At 61.5% G+C, this 18366-nt stretch carries 19 protein-coding genes; 14 read left to right on the top strand and 5 right to left on the bottom strand.

Features of this window, described 5'->3' with window-relative positions; translation table 11 throughout:
- Positions 1-179: 179 nt before the first annotated feature.
- Together J7E36_RS18605 and J7E36_RS18600 are read left to right on the top strand one after the other, a co-directional pair.
- Positions 180-1769: an ABC-F family ATPase gene (locus J7E36_RS18605; RefSeq protein ID WP_215005954.1), complete on the top strand. Its 1590-nt coding sequence runs from the start codon at positions 180-182 to the stop codon at positions 1767-1769.
- A gap of 287 nt (positions 1770-2056) precedes the next feature.
- Positions 2057-3250: an MFS transporter gene (locus J7E36_RS18600; RefSeq protein ID WP_215005951.1), complete on the top strand. Its 1194-nt coding sequence runs from the start codon at positions 2057-2059 to the stop codon at positions 3248-3250.
- On the opposite strand, the gene J7E36_RS18595 is transcribed toward J7E36_RS18600, so the two are convergent.
- The gene (locus tag J7E36_RS18595; protein ID WP_215005948.1) at positions 3244-4281 is read right to left on the bottom strand and encodes an alpha/beta hydrolase family protein; all 1038 of its coding nucleotides are present in this window, start codon (positions 4279-4281) and stop codon (positions 3244-3246) included. The two genes, J7E36_RS18600 and J7E36_RS18595, sit on opposite strands and share 7 nt — an antisense overlap.
- 178 nt (positions 4282-4459) lie before the next feature.
- Positions 4460-5068 (bottom strand): FMN-dependent NADH-azoreductase, encoded by a 609-nt coding sequence (locus J7E36_RS18590; protein ID WP_215005945.1) that lies wholly within the window; start codon positions 5066-5068, stop codon positions 4460-4462.
- Positions 5069-5198: 130 nt separating this feature from the next.
- Here J7E36_RS18590 and J7E36_RS18585 point away from each other — a divergent pair, with 130 nt between their 5' ends.
- Both J7E36_RS18585 and J7E36_RS18580 read left to right on the top strand, forming a co-directional pair.
- On the top strand, positions 5199-6107 hold the full coding sequence (locus J7E36_RS18585; RefSeq protein ID WP_215005942.1) for a LysR substrate-binding domain-containing protein: 909 nt from the start codon (positions 5199-5201) through the stop codon (positions 6105-6107).
- A complete protein-coding gene (locus J7E36_RS18580) occupies positions 6104-6457 on the top strand; it encodes an MmcQ/YjbR family DNA-binding protein (protein WP_215005939.1) in 354 nt (117 codons plus the stop codon). Before J7E36_RS18585 ends, J7E36_RS18580 begins: the two co-directional genes overlap by 4 nt.
- 3 nt (positions 6458-6460) lie before the next feature.
- Here the strand turns inward: J7E36_RS18580 and J7E36_RS18575 are convergent, their stop codons facing one another.
- Positions 6461-6886 (bottom strand): DUF1294 domain-containing protein, encoded by a 426-nt coding sequence (locus tag J7E36_RS18575; RefSeq protein WP_215005936.1) that lies wholly within the window; start codon positions 6884-6886, stop codon positions 6461-6463.
- Positions 6883-7713, bottom strand: a complete 831-nt coding sequence (locus J7E36_RS18570; RefSeq protein WP_215005933.1) for an undecaprenyl-diphosphate phosphatase — start codon at positions 7711-7713, stop codon at positions 6883-6885. Before J7E36_RS18570 ends, J7E36_RS18575 begins: the two co-directional genes overlap by 4 nt.
- A 272-nt stretch (positions 7714-7985) precedes the next feature.
- On the opposite strand from J7E36_RS18570, the gene J7E36_RS18565 reads away from it, so the two are divergent.
- From J7E36_RS18565 to J7E36_RS18525, 9 genes are all read left to right on the top strand, one after another.
- Positions 7986-9620 (top strand): methyl-accepting chemotaxis protein, encoded by a 1635-nt coding sequence (locus J7E36_RS18565; RefSeq protein WP_215005930.1) that lies wholly within the window; start codon positions 7986-7988, stop codon positions 9618-9620.
- A 253-nt stretch (positions 9621-9873) separates the two neighbouring features.
- On the top strand, positions 9874-10437 hold the full coding sequence (gene pnuC / locus J7E36_RS18560; protein ID WP_215005926.1) for a nicotinamide riboside transporter PnuC: 564 nt from the start codon (positions 9874-9876) through the stop codon (positions 10435-10437).
- Positions 10434-10973 (top strand): AAA family ATPase, encoded by a 540-nt coding sequence (locus J7E36_RS18555; protein ID WP_215005923.1) that lies wholly within the window; start codon positions 10434-10436, stop codon positions 10971-10973. The genes pnuC and J7E36_RS18555 overlap by 4 nt, the downstream gene beginning before the upstream one ends.
- A 295-nt stretch (positions 10974-11268) precedes the next feature.
- Positions 11269-11715 carry a hypothetical protein gene (locus J7E36_RS18550; protein ID WP_215005920.1) on the top strand — a complete coding sequence of 149 codons (447 nt, stop codon included), beginning with the start codon at positions 11269-11271 and terminating at the stop codon, positions 11713-11715.
- A gap of 1 nt (position 11716) precedes the next feature.
- Positions 11717-12295, top strand: coding sequence for an adhesin (locus J7E36_RS18545; protein WP_215005917.1), 579 nt, complete (start codon positions 11717-11719; stop codon positions 12293-12295).
- A gap of 62 nt (positions 12296-12357) precedes the next feature.
- Positions 12358-13338, top strand: a complete 981-nt coding sequence (locus J7E36_RS18540; RefSeq protein ID WP_215005915.1) for a heme utilization protein — start codon at positions 12358-12360, stop codon at positions 13336-13338.
- A gap of 66 nt (positions 13339-13404) precedes the next feature.
- Positions 13405-14085 (top strand): C39 family peptidase, encoded by a 681-nt coding sequence (locus tag J7E36_RS18535; protein WP_215005912.1) that lies wholly within the window; start codon positions 13405-13407, stop codon positions 14083-14085.
- A 60-nt stretch (positions 14086-14145) separates the two neighbouring features.
- Complete coding sequence (locus tag J7E36_RS18530; RefSeq protein ID WP_215005909.1) at positions 14146-14892, top strand: hypothetical protein; 747 nt, start codon at positions 14146-14148, stop codon at positions 14890-14892.
- Positions 14893-14937: 45 nt separating this feature from the next.
- Positions 14938-16221: a hypothetical protein gene (locus J7E36_RS18525; protein WP_215005906.1), complete on the top strand. Its 1284-nt coding sequence runs from the start codon at positions 14938-14940 to the stop codon at positions 16219-16221.
- A gap of 134 nt (positions 16222-16355) precedes the next feature.
- Here the strand turns inward: J7E36_RS18525 and J7E36_RS18520 are convergent, their stop codons facing one another.
- On the bottom strand, positions 16356-17681 hold the full coding sequence (locus tag J7E36_RS18520; RefSeq protein WP_215005903.1) for a sigma-54 dependent transcriptional regulator: 1326 nt from the start codon (positions 17679-17681) through the stop codon (positions 16356-16358).
- A gap of 340 nt (positions 17682-18021) precedes the next feature.
- Here J7E36_RS18520 and J7E36_RS18515 point away from each other — a divergent pair, with 340 nt between their 5' ends.
- Complete coding sequence (locus J7E36_RS18515; protein ID WP_215005900.1) at positions 18022-18288, top strand: hypothetical protein; 267 nt, start codon at positions 18022-18024, stop codon at positions 18286-18288.
- The last annotated feature ends 78 nt before the right edge of the window (positions 18289-18366 follow it).

Below are 18366 nucleotides of genomic sequence, written 5' to 3'. Positions count from 1 at the left end.
ACCCCGGCTCGGCGCACGTCGAGCCGGGCCAGGCGCTCCGTATGCAGCTGTCCTCTTATGCCGGATGGACCCTTGCGTTTATGACCGCGACGCCCATGTGCGCTCGGCCCTACGCAAACAGGTACTGAACAGGTACTGCCGCACCCTTAGCTACTCTGAATGTTCCGCAGGATAAACCTTTGATCTCTACAGCTAACATCACGATGCAGTTCGGCGCCAAGCCGCTGTTCGAAAACGTCTCTGTCAAATTCGGCGCGGGCAATCGCTACGGCCTGATCGGCGCCAACGGTTGCGGCAAGTCGACCTTCATGAAAATCCTCGGTGGCGACCTCGAGCCGTCCGGTGGCCAGGTCATGCTCGAGCCGAACGTGCGCCTGGGTAAACTTCGCCAGGACCAGTTCGCCTACGAAGAATTCACCGTGATCGATACCGTGATCATGGGTCACGAAGAGCTGTGGAAGGTCAAGGCCGAGCGCGACCGCATCTATTCGCTGCCGGAAATGACCGAAGAAGACGGCATGGCCGTGGCCGAGCTGGAAACCGAGTTCGCTGAGATGGATGGCTACACCGCCGAATCCCGTGCCGGTGAGCTGCTGCTGGGCCTGGGGATTGGCATCGAGCAGCATTTCGGCCCGATGAGCGAAGTGTCGCCAGGCTGGAAACTGCGTGTCCTGCTGGCCCAGGCGCTGTTCTCCGATCCGGAAGTGCTGTTGCTCGACGAACCGACCAACCACCTGGATATCAACACCATCCGCTGGCTGGAAAACGTCCTGACCCAGCGGTCGAGCCTGATGATCATCATCTCTCACGACCGTCACTTCCTGAACAGTGTCTGCACCCACATGGCCGACCTGGACTATGGCGAGCTGCGCCTGTTCCCGGGCAACTACGACGAGTACATGACCGTGGCGACCCAGTCCCGCGAGCAGCTGCTGTCGGACAACGCCAAGAAGAAAGCCCAGATTTCCGAACTGCAATCGTTCGTCAGCCGCTTCTCGGCCAACGCCTCGAAAGCCAAGCAGGCCACTTCCCGCGCCAAGCAGATCGACAAGATCCAGTTGGCCGAAGTCAAGCCGTCGAGCCGGGTCAGCCCGTTCATTCGCTTCGAACAGACCAAGAAACTGCACCGCCAGGCGGTCATCGTCGAGCGCATGGCCAAAGGGTTCGACGGCAAGCCGCTGTTCAAGGACTTCAGCTTCACCGTCGAAGCCGGCGAGCGCGTGGCAATCATTGGCCCGAACGGCATCGGCAAGACCACGCTGCTGCGCACCCTGGTCAATGAACTGGAACCGGATGCCGGTACCGTGAAGTGGACCGATGCGGCGGAACTGGGCTACTACGCCCAGGACCACGCCCACGACTTCGAAGACGACGTCAACCTGTTCGATTGGATGGGTCAATGGACCCAGGGCGGCGAGCAGCTGGTGCGTGGCACCCTGGGCCGCATGCTGTTTTCCAATGACGAGATCCTCAAGTCGGTCAAGGTCATTTCCGGTGGCGAACAGGGCCGCATGCTGTTCGGCAAGCTGATCCTGCAAAAGCCGAACGTGCTGGTGATGGACGAACCGACCAACCACTTGGACATGGAGTCCATCGAAGCGCTGAACCTGGCGTTGGAAAACTACCCGGGCACGCTGATCTTCGTCAGCCACGACCGTGAGTTCGTCTCGTCCCTGGCCACCCGCATCATCGAGCTGAGCGCCGACGGCGTGGTCGACTTCAGCGGCACCTACGATGATTACCTGCGCAGCCAGGGGGTGCTGTTCTAAGGGCAGCACTGAGTTGTAAGCGGCCAGCTGCAAGTGAAAAGCCCCGTCCGGCGTGACGGGGCTTTTTGCATTTCTAGCGGCCCAAAGAGCCCTGTTGGAGCGGACTTGCTCGCGAAGGCGGTGGATCAAGCGACATCATTGTTGACCGCACCGCCCTCTTCGCGAGCAAGCCCGCTCCCACAGGGCCGGGTGCAAGTCAGGCGCATGGCTATTTAGTTAGCCTGCTTTCTTTTAGCTCCGCCTCGCGCCATGATGAAGCTCTCCTGCCGCCGCCCGCGAACGAGCCCATGCCTACGTCTTCCTCTGCGCCCAGCTCCCTGTCGATCACCCTGCAGATCGTCTCCATCGTTTTCTATACCTTCATCGCGTTCCTCTGCATCGGCCTGCCGATTGCCGTGTTGCCGGGGTACGTACATGAACAGCTGGGTTTCAGCGCGGTGGTGGCGGGCTTGACCATTGGTTCACAGTACCTGGCCACGCTGCTCAGCCGACCCATGGCCGGGCGGTTGTCGGACAGCGTCGGCACCAAGCGGGCGATCGTCTTTGGTTTGTCCGGAATTGTGCTCAGCGGTGCGCTGACGTTGCTCTCGACGCTGCTGCAAAGCCTGCCGCTGTTGAGCCTGCTGATCCTGATCGCCGGTCGTCTGCTGCTCGGTGTCGCCCAGGGCCTGATCGGTGTCGGCACCATCAGTTGGTGCATGGGCCAGGTGGGTGTGGAGCATACGGCCCGCTCGATTTCCTGGAACGGAATTGCCTCGTACGGGGCCATCGCCATCGGCGCCCCGCTGGGGGTGGTGATGGTCGGTGAGCTGGGTTTCACCAGCCTGGGCATCGCGCTGTCGTTGCTGGCCGGGGCAGCGCTACTGATGATTCGCAACAAGCCGTCGGTGCCGGTCATCCGCGGCGAACGCCTGCCCTTCTGGGCGGTGTTCGGGCGCATTGCACCGTATGGCGCGAGCCTGAGCCTCGCCTCGATCGGCTACGGCACCCTCACCACGTTCATCACGCTGTTTTACCTCAGTCGCGGCTGGACCGGGGCGGCCTGGTGCCTGACGGTCTTCGGCATCTGCTTCATCCTGGCGCGTTTGTTGTTCATTTCCGCCATCGCCCGCTTCGGCGGCTTCAGCTCGGCCATTGCTTGCATGAGTATCGAAACCGTGGGGCTGGTGCTGCTTTGGCTGGCCCCTTCCACCGCGTTCGCACTGGTCGGCGCCGGACTGGCTGGCTTCGGGCTGTCATTGGTGTACCCGGCGCTGGGCGTGGAGGCGATCAAGCAAGTACCCAACAGCAGCCGTGGCGCGGGGCTGAGTGCCTATGCGGTGTTCTTCGACCTGGCACTGGCGATTGCCGGGCCATTGATGGGCGCGGTGGCGTTGAACCTGGGTTATTCGTCGATCTTTTTCTGCGCGGCGCTGCTGTCGATCACCGGGCTCGGCCTGACCTTGCTGCTGCGCCGGCGCGCCGAACCAGCGGGCTATTGATCGGCGGTGCGCATGCCCGCCCGGCTCGGTTTGCCCAGGGTCTCGCTGAAAAAGTGGCTGGCCTCGGAAATCATCGTCCGGTGGATATCCTTGCGATCGACCCCATCGGCATCGGTGCACAACGCCGGCATCGCAGCTATCTGCTCTTCGCTGCACGGTGCCAGGAAGACAAAGTGCCCCGCCCCGGCCAGGGTCTTGAAATCCGGTGCGATGGGCAACTTGCGGGCCAGTGCGGCGGCGTTCTTGTCGAAGGCCACGAGCTTGTCACCGTCGCCACTGTAAAGCAGCACCGGCACATGCACGTCAGCCAGGGTGTGCCGGCCAAACTTCAGGCTCAGCGGGGCCATCAGCAGCAAGGCCCTGACCCTGGGGTCGGCCACGGGTTGCAGGTCGTCGCGGTCGGCAATCAGCTCGCCCTGGGTGTTGCAGGCGTCACGGTCGTCAGGACGTTCCACACAGTAACGCCGCAGCCGATTGAGGTCGGGCGTGGCCCCGGACAGGATCAGCGCGGTCTCGCCACCGGCCGAATAGCCAATGACCCCGACCTGCCCGGCATTGACGAACGGCGAAAGCATCGGGTCATTCAACGTCGCGGTAATCGCTTCGGAAATCTGGATCGGTCGTCCGTACAGGTTGCTCAAGGTACCGAGCCGGCTGTGATCCTGGGCGTTATCGCCTGGGTGGATCACGGCCACCACGACAAAGCCTTTGCGCGCCAGAGAGGTGGCCAGGTCATGCAGCGCCAGCGGTGTGCCGGTGTTGCCATGGGACAGCATCAGCAGCGGAAAACGGCCGATGGCGATCTGCGCGTCGGGCGCGGCGTCGATCTGGTAGCCGCCTAGCTGGCTGGACTGCGCCCTGGCAGTGGACGGATAAAACGCAATGGCGTGCATCGGCTGCTGATCAAGCGGATCGAGAAAGCTCAACTCGTGAAAACCGGCGCTCCAATGCGGCTGCGGCGCGGGGGCGGCCTGCACTGAACCCAGGCTGCCGAGCAGACAAAGCAGTGTGGTTGCACCAAGACGTGTCATCGTACTTTCCATCTTCACCGCTCGACTGTATGCCACGGCTCATGGCTCTGGCTTGCATAACCTGCGCCAGAAACCCAGTGCCAGGCGCAGAAAAACCCTGCACACCGACCATCCAATGACGATCAGAGTACAGGGTTTTGCGAAGGTTGCCGCCAGCGCCTGGTTTTTTTACCAGGCCTTACGCAGCGGCGAACTGTTCGCCGATCTGCGCCTTGGCTTCGTTCATGCCTTTGGCGCGCATTTCGTCGCCCTTGGCCAGCCCTTCGGCGCGCACGAACTCAATGTCGGTGATGCCGAGGAAACCGAACATCACCTTGAGGTATTCCTCATGACCCACACTGCTCGGCTGGCCGGCATGCAAGCCGCCCGCCGTGGATACGATCACCAGTTTCTTGCCAGCGCAAAGGCCTTCGAAGCCTGCTTCGGTGTAACGGAACGTCTGACCGGCCACGGCAATGCGGTCGATCCAGGCCTTGAGCTGGGTCGGGATGCTGAAGTTGTACATGGGCGCGGCGATGACGATCGCGTCAGCCGCCTGGAACTCGGCCATCGTGGTGGCGCTCAGCTCAGCCTCGTGTTGTTGCGCGGCGTCACGCAATTCGGCACTGGTGCCGGCGGCGATCAGGGTCTGGGCAGAAAAATGGCTGAGGGCGTCGGCGGCGAGGTCACGGTAGGTCACGACCACATCCGCTTCGGCGGCTTGCCAGGCCTGCACCACTTCACGGCTCAGTTGGCGGGAAGCAGAATTGTCGCCGAGGATGCTCGAATCAATGTGCAGCAGTTTCATTTGAGTGCTCTCCAAGTGAGGATCGCAACCAGGCGATCAAGTGCGGACAATCCTATCGGCGAAACCAATAGTCGATAAGACTGCATTAGTGCGATAGTTCGTCCCACTGGCAGGACAATCGAGCCCGAACATGCAAGACCTCAATGATTTGTACTATTTCGCCAAAGTCGTCGAAGCGGGTGGCTTTGCCGCAGCCGGGCGCGTGCTGGGCATCCCCAAGTCGCGGCTGTCCCGGCGCATTGCCGAACTGGAGGAGCGCCTCGGCGCCCGCCTGCTGCAACGCACCACCCGGCAGTTGAAACTGACCGCGGTCGGCGAACGCTATCTACGCCATTGCCAGGCGATGCTGCTGGAAGCCGAAATGGCCGATGAGGCGGTGGCGAGCATGTCCAGTGAGCCTCGCGGGCGCCTGCGGGTGTCGAGTCCGGTAGGCTTGGCCCACCAGATTCTGCCGGAGGTCATCGGCGCTTTCCTGGCGAAGTTTCCCCAGGTGCAATTGGAAATGCTCCTGGTGAACCGACGCGTCGACCTGATAAGCGAAGGCATCGACGTGGCGCTGCGGGTGCGCGACGTGGGCGACGAAGACCCGTTGCTGATGACGCGCCGCCTGCGCCAGGCACGGCTGATCATGGTCGCCAGCCCTGCGCTGATTGAGGCGCGCCAGGTCAACACCCCAGAGGATCTCAGGCAACTGCCGGTGCTCGGGGCGCTGGAAGCTGACCGCCTGGTGCATCTGCGCCTGCTCAAGGCCGATGGGCAAAGCGTGGAGCTGACCCTGGAAGCCCGCCTGGGCATCGACGACTTCATCGTGCGGCGCGCCTGCACCCTCGCCGGGCTTGGGTTCACATTATTGCCCAGCATGTATTGCGAGCAGGAGTTGCAGGACGGCAGACTGGTAGAGTTGCTGCCTGGCTGGTCGTCGCCGGACGGTTGGCTCCAGGCGGTCTATCCCCATCGACGTGGCATGCTGCCGGCGGTGCGCGCCTGGATCGATCATCTGGTAGAAGCTTTCGAGCGTTGTGGGGAAAAAACGATATGAGTTTGAGCGAAGAGGATGTCGCGCGGTTTTGCCTGGGCTTGCCCGGCGCGCGGGAGGATTACAAATGGGGTGGCGTGCGGGTGTTTTCCATTGCCGGCAACAAGATGTTTGCCCTTCAAGGCCTGCGAAGCGATTCGCTGGCCTTCAAGGTCGACAAGGACCTGTTCCTCGGCCATTGCGACCGCCCCGGCATTCACCCGGCGCCTTACCTGGCGCGGGCCCAGTGGATCATCATGCAGGTGCCCTATCCATTGGGTGCCGAGGAACTGCGCGGGCTGATTCAACGCTCCCACCAGCTGGTGGTGGGCAAGTTGCCAAAACGCACCCAGGTCGGTCTGCTGTTGGAGTGACGATCAAAACAACCGGAGCAGGCCACCGAAGAACAGCTGGTCAATCCAGAACACCTGGTGCAGCAGCACGATGAACCAGAACGCCACTTGAAACGACACCTTGCGGGTCTTGTGGCGAAATACCTGCTGGGCCAGCAAGGCCCCCGGCCAGCCACCCGCCAGTTCCACGGCGTGCAGCACGTTTTCCGGAGTCCGCCAGGCATCGGCGCGGGCCTTGCGCTTGTCGTTCCAATACAGCAGAAACGCCACCCCGCTGACGACACCATAAGCCGCCAGCGGAACCCACGACACCGCCCTTAGCCCGAGCGTCAGCGAACCGAACAACGGCAAGGCGCACAGCAACGCGAACACGCTCAGTTTGAGCCGCAGGTTCTGCACGGCGCCGTCGGCATTGCGCGCGGCGTGCTTGCGGGTGCCTGAATCATTCATGGCTTGGCAGCTGTCCAGTCCACCCAACCGAATTGCCAGGTTGCCAGGATCAACAGGCCGAACGCGATCCGATACCAGGCGAACACCGCGTAGCTGTGGCTGGCGATGAAACGCAGCAGGCCCTTGACGGCGATCATGGCGAAGATAAAGGCGGTGACGAACCCGATGGCAAACACCGGAAAATCAGCCGGGGCAAACAACTCACGGTATTTGTAGCCCGAATAGACGGCGGCACCGACCATGGTCGGCATCGCCAGGAAGAACGAGAATTCGGTGGCGGTCTTGCGCGACAGCCCGAACAGCAACCCGCCGATGATGGTTGCACCCGAACGGGAGGTGCCCGGAATCATCGCAATGCATTGAGCCAGACCGACCTTCAGCGCATCCTTCCAGGTGATCTCGTCCACCGTTTCAGCGTGCACCTGATGCTGGCGCTTCTCGGCCCAGAGCATCACCAAGCCGCCCACCACCAGCGCCGCGGCGACTGTGATCGGGTTGAACAGGTAATGGTGAATCCAATCGGCCAGCAGCACGCCCAATACCACGGCGGGCAGGAAGGCGATCAACAGGTTGGCGGTAAACCGGCGGGCGCTGGGTTGGGTCGGCAAGCCCAGCACGACGTCGAGGATCTTTTGCCGAAACTCCCAGACCACTGCGAGGATCGCGCCGAGTTGGATGATGATGTTGAACGCCATCGCGCGCTCGCCGCCGAAGCCCAGCAAGTCGGCGACGATGATCTGGTGCCCCGTGCTGGAAATCGGCAGGAACTCCGTCAAGCCTTCTACCACGCCAAGAATCAGTGCCTGAAAGGCGGTCCACAAATCCATTCATCCCCCAAAAAAGACCCTGTCTGTCAGGGCCTTATCAATTAAAGTGTCATGCAGGTGTCGCAGCGGGTGCACGATAACGGCGACCGCTCGAAAAAAACCAATGAAATATCAACTCAGGCTCAGGTTTTACACTGCGGGGCCGAAATCCTATCAGACAAGCCCTGATAACGCTGCCGCGTTACGGTGTAAGAAAGGTCAGGCGAATCCGCCAGAGCTCCCGGGCCAGCGGTCGTCGATGACAAGAATAAGAAAAACTGGAGTGACAGCGTATGAATAGCTTGCGCAGTGTGTCGATCAGCCGACGCTTGTGGCTCATCCTGGTCGTGGCCATCGTGATGCTGTTCACGTTGGGCGCCTTGATGCTTAAACAGATCCACAGCGATCTTTACCAGGCCAAGGTGCAGAAAACCCAGCATGTGGTGCAGACCGCCAGCGGCGTGCTGACCTACTACCATGGCCTGGAAACCGCCGGCACCCTGACCCGTGACGTTGCGCAGAAACAGGCCCTCAGTGCCGTGCGCGGCCTGCGTTATAACGAGACCGACTATTTCTGGATCAATGACCTGGCACCGGTCATGCTCATGCACCCGACCAACCCGAAACTTGAAGGGCAGAACCTCTCGGCCATCCGCGACCCGAACGGTTTTGCGCTGTTCAACGAGATGGTCACCATTGCCAAGTCCAAGGGCGCTGGCATGGTCGACTACCTGTGGCCGAAACCGGGCGCCGAGGCACCGGTGGGCAAGACTTCCTACGTCAAGTTGTTCGAGCCCTGGGGCTGGGTGATCGGCTCGGGCGTGTACGTGGACGATGTGGCGGCCGAGTTCCGCGCCCAGTTGATCAAGGCGTCGCTGGTGGGGCTGGCGATCACCCTCGTCATGGCCCTGCTGCTGACGCTGATCGTGCGCAGCATCGTTCGTCCCTTGCAGGAAACCGTCACCGCCATGGCCAACATCGCCAGCGGCGAAAGCGACCTGACCCGCACTCTCGACACCCATGGCCAGGACGAAGTCACGCAACTGGCGCGGCACTTCAACGCCTTTACCGCCAAGCTGCGCCACGTGGTGGGCCAGTTGCAGGCCTCGGCCAGTGCGCTGGGGCAATCTTCCAGCGAATTGGGCAACGACGCCGCCCAGGCCCAGGCGCGCAGCCAACAGCAGTCGCAGCAAATGGAGCTGGTGGCGACCGCGATCAACGAAGTGACCTATGGCGTCCAGGACGTAGCGAAGAACGCCGAACACGCGGCCAGCGAAATGCGCGATGCCGAATCCCAGGCCCAGCAAGGCCAGGTGAACATCGATGGCAGCTTGCAGCAGATCGACCGACTGTCCCAGACCATCGATCAGGCGGTCGAGGTGATCCGCACCCTGGCGAGCGAGAGCACCCAGATAGGCAGCGTGCTGGAGGTGATCCGCTCGATTGCCGAGCAAACCAACCTGTTGGCGCTCAATGCTGCGATCGAAGCCGCCCGCGCCGGGGAACAGGGCCGCGGCTTTGCGGTGGTGGCCGATGAAGTACGGCTGCTGGCCCAACGCACGCAGAAGTCGACCGCCGAAATCCAGACCATGATCGAACGCTTGCAAAACCATTCCGAAGCAGCGGTCAAAGTCATCAGCGACAGCAGCCGTGCCTCTCAACTGACCATCGAACAGGCCGGGCTGGCGGGCGCCAGCCTCAATGCCATCGGCCAGGCCTTGCGCAACCTCAACAGCCTGAACGCCTCCATCGCCAGCGCCACCCTGCAACAGGCCCATGTCGTGGAGGACATCAACCAGAACGTCACCCAGGCCGCCGGCCTGTCCCACAGCACTGCCCTGGCCGCCGAACAGTCGAGCCTGGCAAGCACCCGCCTCAAGGCGTTGAGTGAGCAGTTGAACGGGTTGCTCACGCAGTTCAGGGTCTGAGGCCAGCGCACCCGAGCTGTGGGCTCCTGGCTGCTCTCACAGGGTTGAGGGAAATCCCCACCAGCCGCTGCAAGCCCCCTGTGGGAGCCGGGCTTGCCCGCGAATACGCCAGCACATTCAACAATGATGCGAGCTGATCCACCGCTTTCGCGAGCAAGCCCGCTCCCACAGGGGTGATGGATATTGAGATTGGAGCTGCCCACGCCATACCGTTTACAATCGCCGCCCTCTCCCGCTTCCCCAAGGTATCTCCATGTCCGGGCTTGAACTGTTTGCCGCAGCCCTCGGCGTCATTGCTGTCTGGTTGACCGTCAAACAGAACCCTTGGTGCTGGCCGATCGGCCTGGTCATGGTGGTGCTGTACAGCTGGATTTTCTACGCGGTGAAGCTGTACTCGGACATGTTGCTGCAGGTCATCTACGCCGTGCTGCAACTCTACGGCTGGTGGCAGTGGACCCGCGCCGGGCAGCATCACGACGGCCGCCAGGTCACCCGCCTGGGCGCGCCTTCGGTGTTGTTCGGCCTGAGCATCGGCGCGATGGGCAGCCTCCTGTTGGGCGCTGCCATGGCCCATTGGACCGACGCCGCCCAACCCTGGCTCGACGCCGCACTCACCGGCTTCAGCCTCGTCGCCCAGTGGTGGATGGCGCAAAAACGCCTGCAATGCTGGCCGCTGTGGATCGCGCTGGACACGATTTTCGTCGGCCTGTTCATCTACAAGGGCCTGCTCCTGACTGCCGCGCTATACGCCCTGTTCACCCTGCTGGCCGTGCAAGGTTGGCGGGAGTGGCGCACTGATCCGGCCTTGCGCGCATGAAGGTACTGGTGCTGACCGGCCCGGAATCCAGCGGCAAGAGCTGGCTGGCGGCGCAGTTGCAGGCGCACTTTGGCGGCCTGCGGGTGGACGAGTACGTGCGCCATTTCATGGAACAGAACCCGCGCGATACCTGCCTGGCCGACATCAGCGAGATCGCCACTGGGCAATTGGCCTGGGAGGACGCCGCGCGAGCCCGCCAGCCCGCCTTGTTGATCCTCGACACACACTTGTTGAGCAACATTCTCTGGAGCCAGACCCTGTTCGGCGACTGCCCGGACTGGCTCGAACCCGCCTTGCTGAGCCGTGATTACGACCTGCATCTGCTGCTCAGCCCCGAACAGGTCGAATGGACCGGCGACGGTTTGCGCTGCCAGCCCGAACTCTCGGAGCGGATGGCGTTCTTCCACGCAACCGAGCTTTGGCTGGTCCGGCATCAGCAGCGTTACCAAGTGATCGAAGGCGATTGGGCGCAACGTCGCGAACGGGTGTTCGCGGCCGTTATTCAGCTACTGCAAGGTAATGTGTACCACTGCTGAAACAGCGGCTGCGCGCCAACCCCGGATCCAAAGCCGTCCCACCCAACTGTCATGGAGACTGTCAAGCTTCTGAAACACCTTCCTAAAAGGCTGGATCCAGAGCCCTGTAATGATGGGAAGCAGGCTTATCGCCATAACCCCTGTTTCAGCGTTGAAACAGGTGCCGCTGCCGTTGCCGCTCGCCTGCAAACAACTCATTGAAATAAAGGGCATTTCAAAACACGGCACAACACCTGCTATTCCCCACTTCGCAACGCTGGACCAAGGCCAGCCCACCGAAGAAGGAATCGCCGCCGTGGGGACTTTCGATAGAAGTTTGACCTGTCTGCTGTTGATCAGCTGCGCCGCCAGCGCGACGCTCAGCCTGCCAGTACAGGCCGAAGGCAACGGCGTCATCGTGCTCAGCCGTGACGTGCAACCCATTCCCATCGGTCGCAACGGCGGCAAAGACCCCTTCCCGACCACCGTCAATGCCAACCCGTCCGACCGCATCCACCAAGCGACCACCAGCACCGAACTGAGCGACGGCGAATTCGCCGGCGTTGCCAGCGGCTCGTCGATCCGCAATACCGTCAACACCAATACCGGCGTGCAGGGCCTGAACGTGGTGACCAACCCCAACGGCATGCCCGGCATGGGCGCCGGTCATGGCGGCGGCAGCGGTGGCGCGATCTCCGGCACCATCAACCGCTCGCTCAGTTCGGGCCTGGCCCCGCTGGGCCGGCTGGCCGGAGGTCAATGAGATGAAGCCTGCCCTGCTTCTGCTCGCCCTGCTCGGCTCGCCCATGGCCCTCGCCGACCCGGGTGTGGCAGTGATCAACAACGCCAACCTGCAGAATTCCGGCGGCCATTACACCGGCAACTTCAACGTCAACCAGGCGGCGGGCGAACAGACCCAACAGACCAACACCCGCGCGATCGCCATTGGTACCGATGCACAGGCCACCACCGACGTGCGCCAGCGGCTCGACACACCGGCCGATCCATCCATGGACGCCACCGCCCGCATCGGCGGCCACTCATTCACCAACGGCAACGGGGTACTGGGCGTCAACCAGTCTGCCGGGGCCAACAACCAGATGGCCAATGTCATGCGGGTGGGCATCAGTGCCCATCCGCAGAGCATCGACGACAGCGTTCTTTCCCAACAGAACGTGGCGTTGCTACCGAACTCAGGAGCAACTGGCGCCCCAACCGGCAGCCGCCAGGTCGTGACCAGCGACCAGGCCTTCACCGGCAGCCGAGGGGTGATTCAGGTGAACCAGAGTGCCGGGGTGGGGAACCGCATGGCTAACACCCTGAGCATCCGGGTCGCTGACTGATCCGGCGCAGTGCGCGTAAGAAAGTACTGACACTTAACCAACGACAAGCAAGGAGAAACACCATGAAACCTACAATGGCACTCAAACCATTGGTTTTCGCTCTCGCCGCTGTCATGGCTATGGCCGCACAGGCCGGTGGCAACGATAACAATCACGGCCACGGACATGGCGACCATGGTCCGAAAGGACCCACCTGGCAGGAGCAGCTCGCCATCACGGCCGGGTCTGCGGCCACGGTGCTGGATGAACAGAACAGCGACGGCAACGTGGTAACCAACCAGGCCACCAAAAACACCGCTGACGCCAAGGACTCGCTCAATGGCAGCAACGGCAACATGGGTGCCAACGTCGCGGCTGGCGACGGTAACCAGCAGGACAACGCCGCCGCCCTGGCCACCGCTGACGAGAGCTTCATCTTCGGCTCCGCTGTCGCCATGTCCAGCGCCACCCAGGTCAATAACAACAACTCCGTCAAAAACAACTCGACCCAGAACAACGCCTCGCTCACCAACGCAGGCAACAATGGCTCCGGCAACATCGGCATCAACGTGACCGCCGGCAACTTCAACCAACAGAAAAACAACCTGGCCATCGCCGTTTCCGGCGGCCGTGTCGCAACCGCCTCTGCCGCGGCCGACCAGACTTCCACCGGCCTGGAAGTGGACAACAAAGGCGTGCGGACCTACAAAACCGACACCCTTACCAGCACCTACAAGGCTTCCGGTACGTTCAAGGCCAAGGGCAGCGGTACTTCCGAAGGCGACGACCATGGCGGCTGGGACAACAGAAATGGCGGTTATGGCGGCGGCCACGACGACGACAAGTTCAAGTTCTCCGCCGTGGGCACGTTCGACCTCGCCGGCAGCAACACTCAACAAGTGTTGACCCGCGATGGCTGGAAAAACCCTGTGATCAACAACGCCACGATGAACAACTCCATGAACGGCTTCTCCGGTAACGGCGGTGCCAACGTGTCGGCCGGCGTGGGTAACCAGCAGAGCAACTCGCTGTCCATCGCTGCAGGTTGCAAAGCCTGCATGTAGACGCGCATGAAACGAAGCCCCGGAAACGGGGCTTCTTTTCCAGGGTTCCAACAAGGCGTATCGATCATGCGTGCGACTGCCCTCTCCCTGCTGCTCTGCATGGCTTGCGTGACCGAGGCCGCGCAAATGCCGGTCGCCGCCCTGCCTGGCGGCATGCTGGTCTTCAAACCGGTGCAAAGCCTGCGCGAGCGCAAGTTCAGTGACATCGTCGAGCAGAAAACCGATTTCAGCTGCGGTGCCGCCGCGCTGGCCACGGTGCTGCGCCAAGCCTATTGGCTGGATGTCGATGAAGAGCATGTCATCAAGGGCATGCTGGTCAATGCCGATCAACACCTGGTGCGCACCCAAGGGTTTTCCATGCTGGACATGAAACGCTATGTGGAAACCATCGGCATGCGCGCCCGCGGCTACCGGATACCGGCCGAGAAACTCGAAGCCGTGACGATTCCGGTGGTGGTCCTGATGGAAATACGCGGCTACAAGCACTTCGTGGTGTTGCAGCGAGCCGACAAGCAATGGGTCTACATCGCTGACCCGGTGCTGGGCCATAAACGCTACGCCCATGAAGATTTCGTCAAGGGCTGGAACGGTATCGTCTTTGCCATCGTCGGCCCGGGTTATGACAAGACCAATGCATTGCGCAGCCCTCCGCAGCCGCTGACCGCACGCAACAAACTGGACGGGTTCAACCCGGTCAGGGATGCAGAATTGATGGATTTCGGCTTCATACAGAGCGACTTTTTCTAATCGCCGCCCCACTGCCAGCAATAAATACAAAAAAGGAGCAGGACGCTCCGGGAGCACCACATGAAAACGTCACACTGGCTGACGCTGGCCTGCCTGGCCGCGACAGCCTCGGGCTATGCCCATGCCGGATTCAAACCCATCGAGGTCAAGGACCAGGAGCTCTCCGAGCTACGCGGTCGGTATGTCATGCCAGGTCGGATCATCAGCTTCGGCGTTGTCATGACCAGCACCTGGCGCAACGCCAGCGGTGACCTGATCGGCGCCACCAGCTCCATGCAGATCCAGGCCGCCACCGTCAAACCCGAGTTCTATGTCTCCACCCTCAAACAGACCGGCAATGGCAGCGTCCCGGATCAGGGCAGCGGCAACATTACCGGCGGCGCAGGCCTCGGCACGAGCCAGGGCGTGACCCAAAGCGTGCGCGCTGCCGGCGACGGCAACATCGCCTACAACAACGTCGACATCAATGTGAAGGAGAGCAACCTCGCCCCCGCACTGACGCCCTCGCAGGGCCAACTGCTGACCCATGGCCAGACCATCAGCGGCAGCAACGCCGCCGGCAGTGTCGCGGTCACCGCCACGGGCAGCGGTGTGCAGATGGCGATCCAGGCCAGTCATAACCAGGGCAGCACCCTGCAACAGGTGGCCCAGGGCGGCTTGCTGCAAAACACCCGCCTGCTGGGCAACAGCAACCTGGTCAACAACATGACGCAGCTCAACGTGGTGCTCAATAATAACGGCGCCAGTGCCGGGGCACTGGACTGCAACCTGACTCAACTCAGGGGCCTACGCAACCTAGGTTATTGAACTACGCTGCGTTTTGACCACTGGGCAAATAGGGACGGCATCTTCATGTATCGATCCGTATCGTTGCGCGCTGTGATGTGTTTGAGCACGTTGTTCCCGGCCACCTTGCTGCACGCAGCGCCGGATGCGGACATCGAGGCCCTGAAACAGGAACTCCTCGAACTCAAGCAACGCTACGAGGTCCAGCAAAAGGCCTTGGCGGTACTCGAACAGCGGGTTCGCCAGGTCGAGGACCAGCCCACCACCCCGGCGCCCAAGCGCCTGGCCAAATCCCCCGCCGACTTGAAAGGCAACCAGGGCGTTGCCGGCGCCGGTACGGCAACCGCCGGGGGCAGCGGCTACGGCCAATCCCTGGCTGGCGATTCTCAACCGGCGCAAAGCGTTTCCAACCTCTACGACGAGGCCAGTGGCTTCTTCGGCGGCGGCAAATTCAGCTTCGAAACCGGCGTGACCTATTCGCGCTACGACACCCGGCAACTGATCCTCAATGGTTTTCTGGCCCTGGACTCGATCTTCCTCGGCAACATCAACCTCGACCGGATCAAGGCCGACACCTGGACGCTGGACCTCACCGGCCGCTACAACTTCGATAATCGCTGGCAGTTCGACCTCAACGTACCGGTGGTCTACCGCGAATCCACCTACCAATCGGGCGGCGCCAATCAAGGGGCCGCCGGGGTGACCAGCGAAGAAACCGTGACCCGCGATCCCACCATCGGCGACGTCAACTTCGGTATCGCCTACAAGTTCATGGATGAGTCGGTCAACAGCCCGGACGCGGTGGTCACCCTGCGCATCAAGGCGCCCACCGGCAAGGAACCGTTCGGCATCAAGCTGCGCCAGTCCCAGGCCAACACCAACCTGTTCGTGCCTGAAGACCTGCCCACCGGCAACGGTGTGTGGTCGATCACGCCAGGGCTGTCGCTGGTCAAGACCTTTGACCCGGCCGTGCTGTTCGGCAGCCTCTCCTACACCCATAACCTTGAAGAGTCGTTCGACGACATCAGCTCCACGGTCAACCAGAAGACCCCGGGCAAAGTGCAGATCGGCGACAGCTTCCAGATCGGTGCAGGCATTGCCTTTGCCCTGAACGAGAAGATGAGCATGTCGTTCTCGGTCTCCGACCTCGTCCAGAGGAAAAGCAAACTCAAGGAGAATGGCGGGGATTGGCAATCGGTGGTGTCCAGCGATGCCAACGCCGGCTACTTCAACATCGGCATGACCGTCGCCGCCACCGACAACCTGACCATCGTGCCGAACCTGTCCATCGGGCTTACCGACGATGCGCCGGACTTCACCTTCAGTTTGAAGTTTCCGTATTACTTCTAACGCGGGATAAAGGGCTCGCAAAAAACCTGTGGGAGCGAGCCTGCTCGCGATGGCGGCGTGTCAGACAGTGCAATCTCTCTGATGCTCCGCCATCGCGAGCAGGCTCGCTCCCACAAGGGTTGTCAAGGTCAGTACTAGCGGATCTGATGCTTGTGCAACAACCGATAGAACGTCGGCCGGGAGACGCCCAGCACCCGGGCCGCCACGCTGAGGTTGTCGCTGTGGCGGTTGAGCACATCACTCAGAGCCTGGCGCTCGGCGCGGGTCTTGTAGTCTTCGAGGGTGCCCATCGGGGCGACAACCCCGTGCTGGCTGGCGAGGCCCAGGTCGCGGGCTTCGATCTGTCGACCTTCGGCCAGCACCAGCCCACGCCGGACACGGTTGGCCAACTCGCGCACATTGCCCGGCCAGTCATGCATGCCCATCGCTACCAACGCGTCCTCGCTGAAACTGCGGGGGCGGCGGCCGGTTTCCTGGCTATAGAAATGGGAAAAGTGGCTGGCCAGCATCGCCAGGTCACCGTGGCGTTCACGCAGCGGCGCCATGACTACCTGCAACACGTTCAAGCGATAGTACAAGTCTTCGCGAAAACGCTTGTGCTCGATGGCGGCCTCGAGGTTCACATGGGTGGCGGCCAGGATTCGTACATCGACGGCGATCGGCTGGCTGCCACCGACCCGCTCAACGTGCTTTTCCTGCAGAAAACGCAGCAGGTTGGCCTGTAGTTCCAATGGCAAATCGCCGATTTCATCGAGAAACAGCGTACCGCCGTGGGCCGCCTCGATCCGCCCGACCTTACGCTGGTGAGCACCGGTGAAAGCGCCCTTCTCATGCCCGAACAACTCGGACTGGATCAAATGCTCCGGGATGGCGCCGCAGTTGATCGCAATGAACGGTTTGCTGCGACGATGGGACTGAAAATGCAGGGTCCGCGCCACCAGCTCCTTGCCGGTGCCGCTTTCGCCTCGGATCAATACCGGTGACTCGGCAGGCGCCAGCTTGCTCAACAGTTTGCGCAGTTCCCGGATCGGCCGGCTGTCACCCAGCAACTCATGCTCGGGCTGATCAATGTGAATCGAGCCCTGCCCGCGCAGCCGGGCCATGCCAAACGCCCGCCCCAGGGTCACCTGGACCCGTGACACATCGAAGGGCAAGGTATGGAAGTCGAAAAACCATTCGCAGACAAAATCACCGACGTTCTGCAGGCGCAACACCTCTGGGCTAAGCACTGCGATCCATTCGGTGCCGCTACGGCTGATCAGCTCCTTGACCGCTTCCGGGCGCTCCAGATGGAAAGGCTGCAACCGCAAGAGACCAACATCGCAGGTTCGATCGCCGGCATGCTCGAGGGCACAACTGTCCACATTCCAGCCAATGGAGCGCAGCCCAGGCAACAGGCGATGACAATCATCGCAGGGATCAACCACGAGCAGACGACGTGACGTACTGACTTCGAGCATGACTGATCCTTGGCGCCAAAATAAGGAAATATGATTAGAAACAGGCGTTTGGCAAACCTGCATGTAACAGTAGCAAGAAGTTGACACGCCCTTGTATCAATTGATTATCGAGATGGGGCAAAACTGGTTATAAGCGAGGGTTTGTAAGTTAATGCGTTGGTAAAATCTTTCATGCCCTTTCAAACAAAAGCGTAGAAGGCCGGTCTGAAAGAAAATCGAAATTTCTTCGAGGATTGTGTGACCTGCCACCCGGTTCGGAACATCAGTACAAGTAACCAGCCGCACGGTACGCCCAACCGACGGCACATCATTTGATTGGGCACCTTTAAGAGAAGACGCCATGAACGCCCCGCTCCGTATCAACGAAGCTCTTTTGATCGCCGACCGCGCATTCCGTCCGTTCCAGTGCGTGGCCTGGGCCCCACAAGACGGTAACGGCGAACTCAGCCTGACCGTCATCGACCGTACCAATACCCACATTGGCCGCACCCAGATACCAAGCAGCGCCTACACCGACCCGGCCCAACTGGGCAACTTGTTGAAACAGGCCCGCGCCGAACTCAGCCAGGAAGGCTACAAGTTGCAGTCCTGGTCCATGCCGGAATAACTCGTCCGTATATGACAGTTATGGGTAGAACAGCCTGGCGCTGGATTGTAAAGCCAGTGTTATGGCACGAAATGCCCG

Origin of the sequence: Pseudomonas fluorescens (assembly GCF_018614775.1) — a bacterium.
Classification (GTDB): Bacteria; Pseudomonadota; Gammaproteobacteria; order Pseudomonadales; family Pseudomonadaceae; genus Aquipseudomonas; species Aquipseudomonas fluorescens_BY.
The sequence above is the reverse complement of the archived record's forward strand: the minus strand, read 5'-3'. Positions and strand labels throughout refer to the sequence as shown.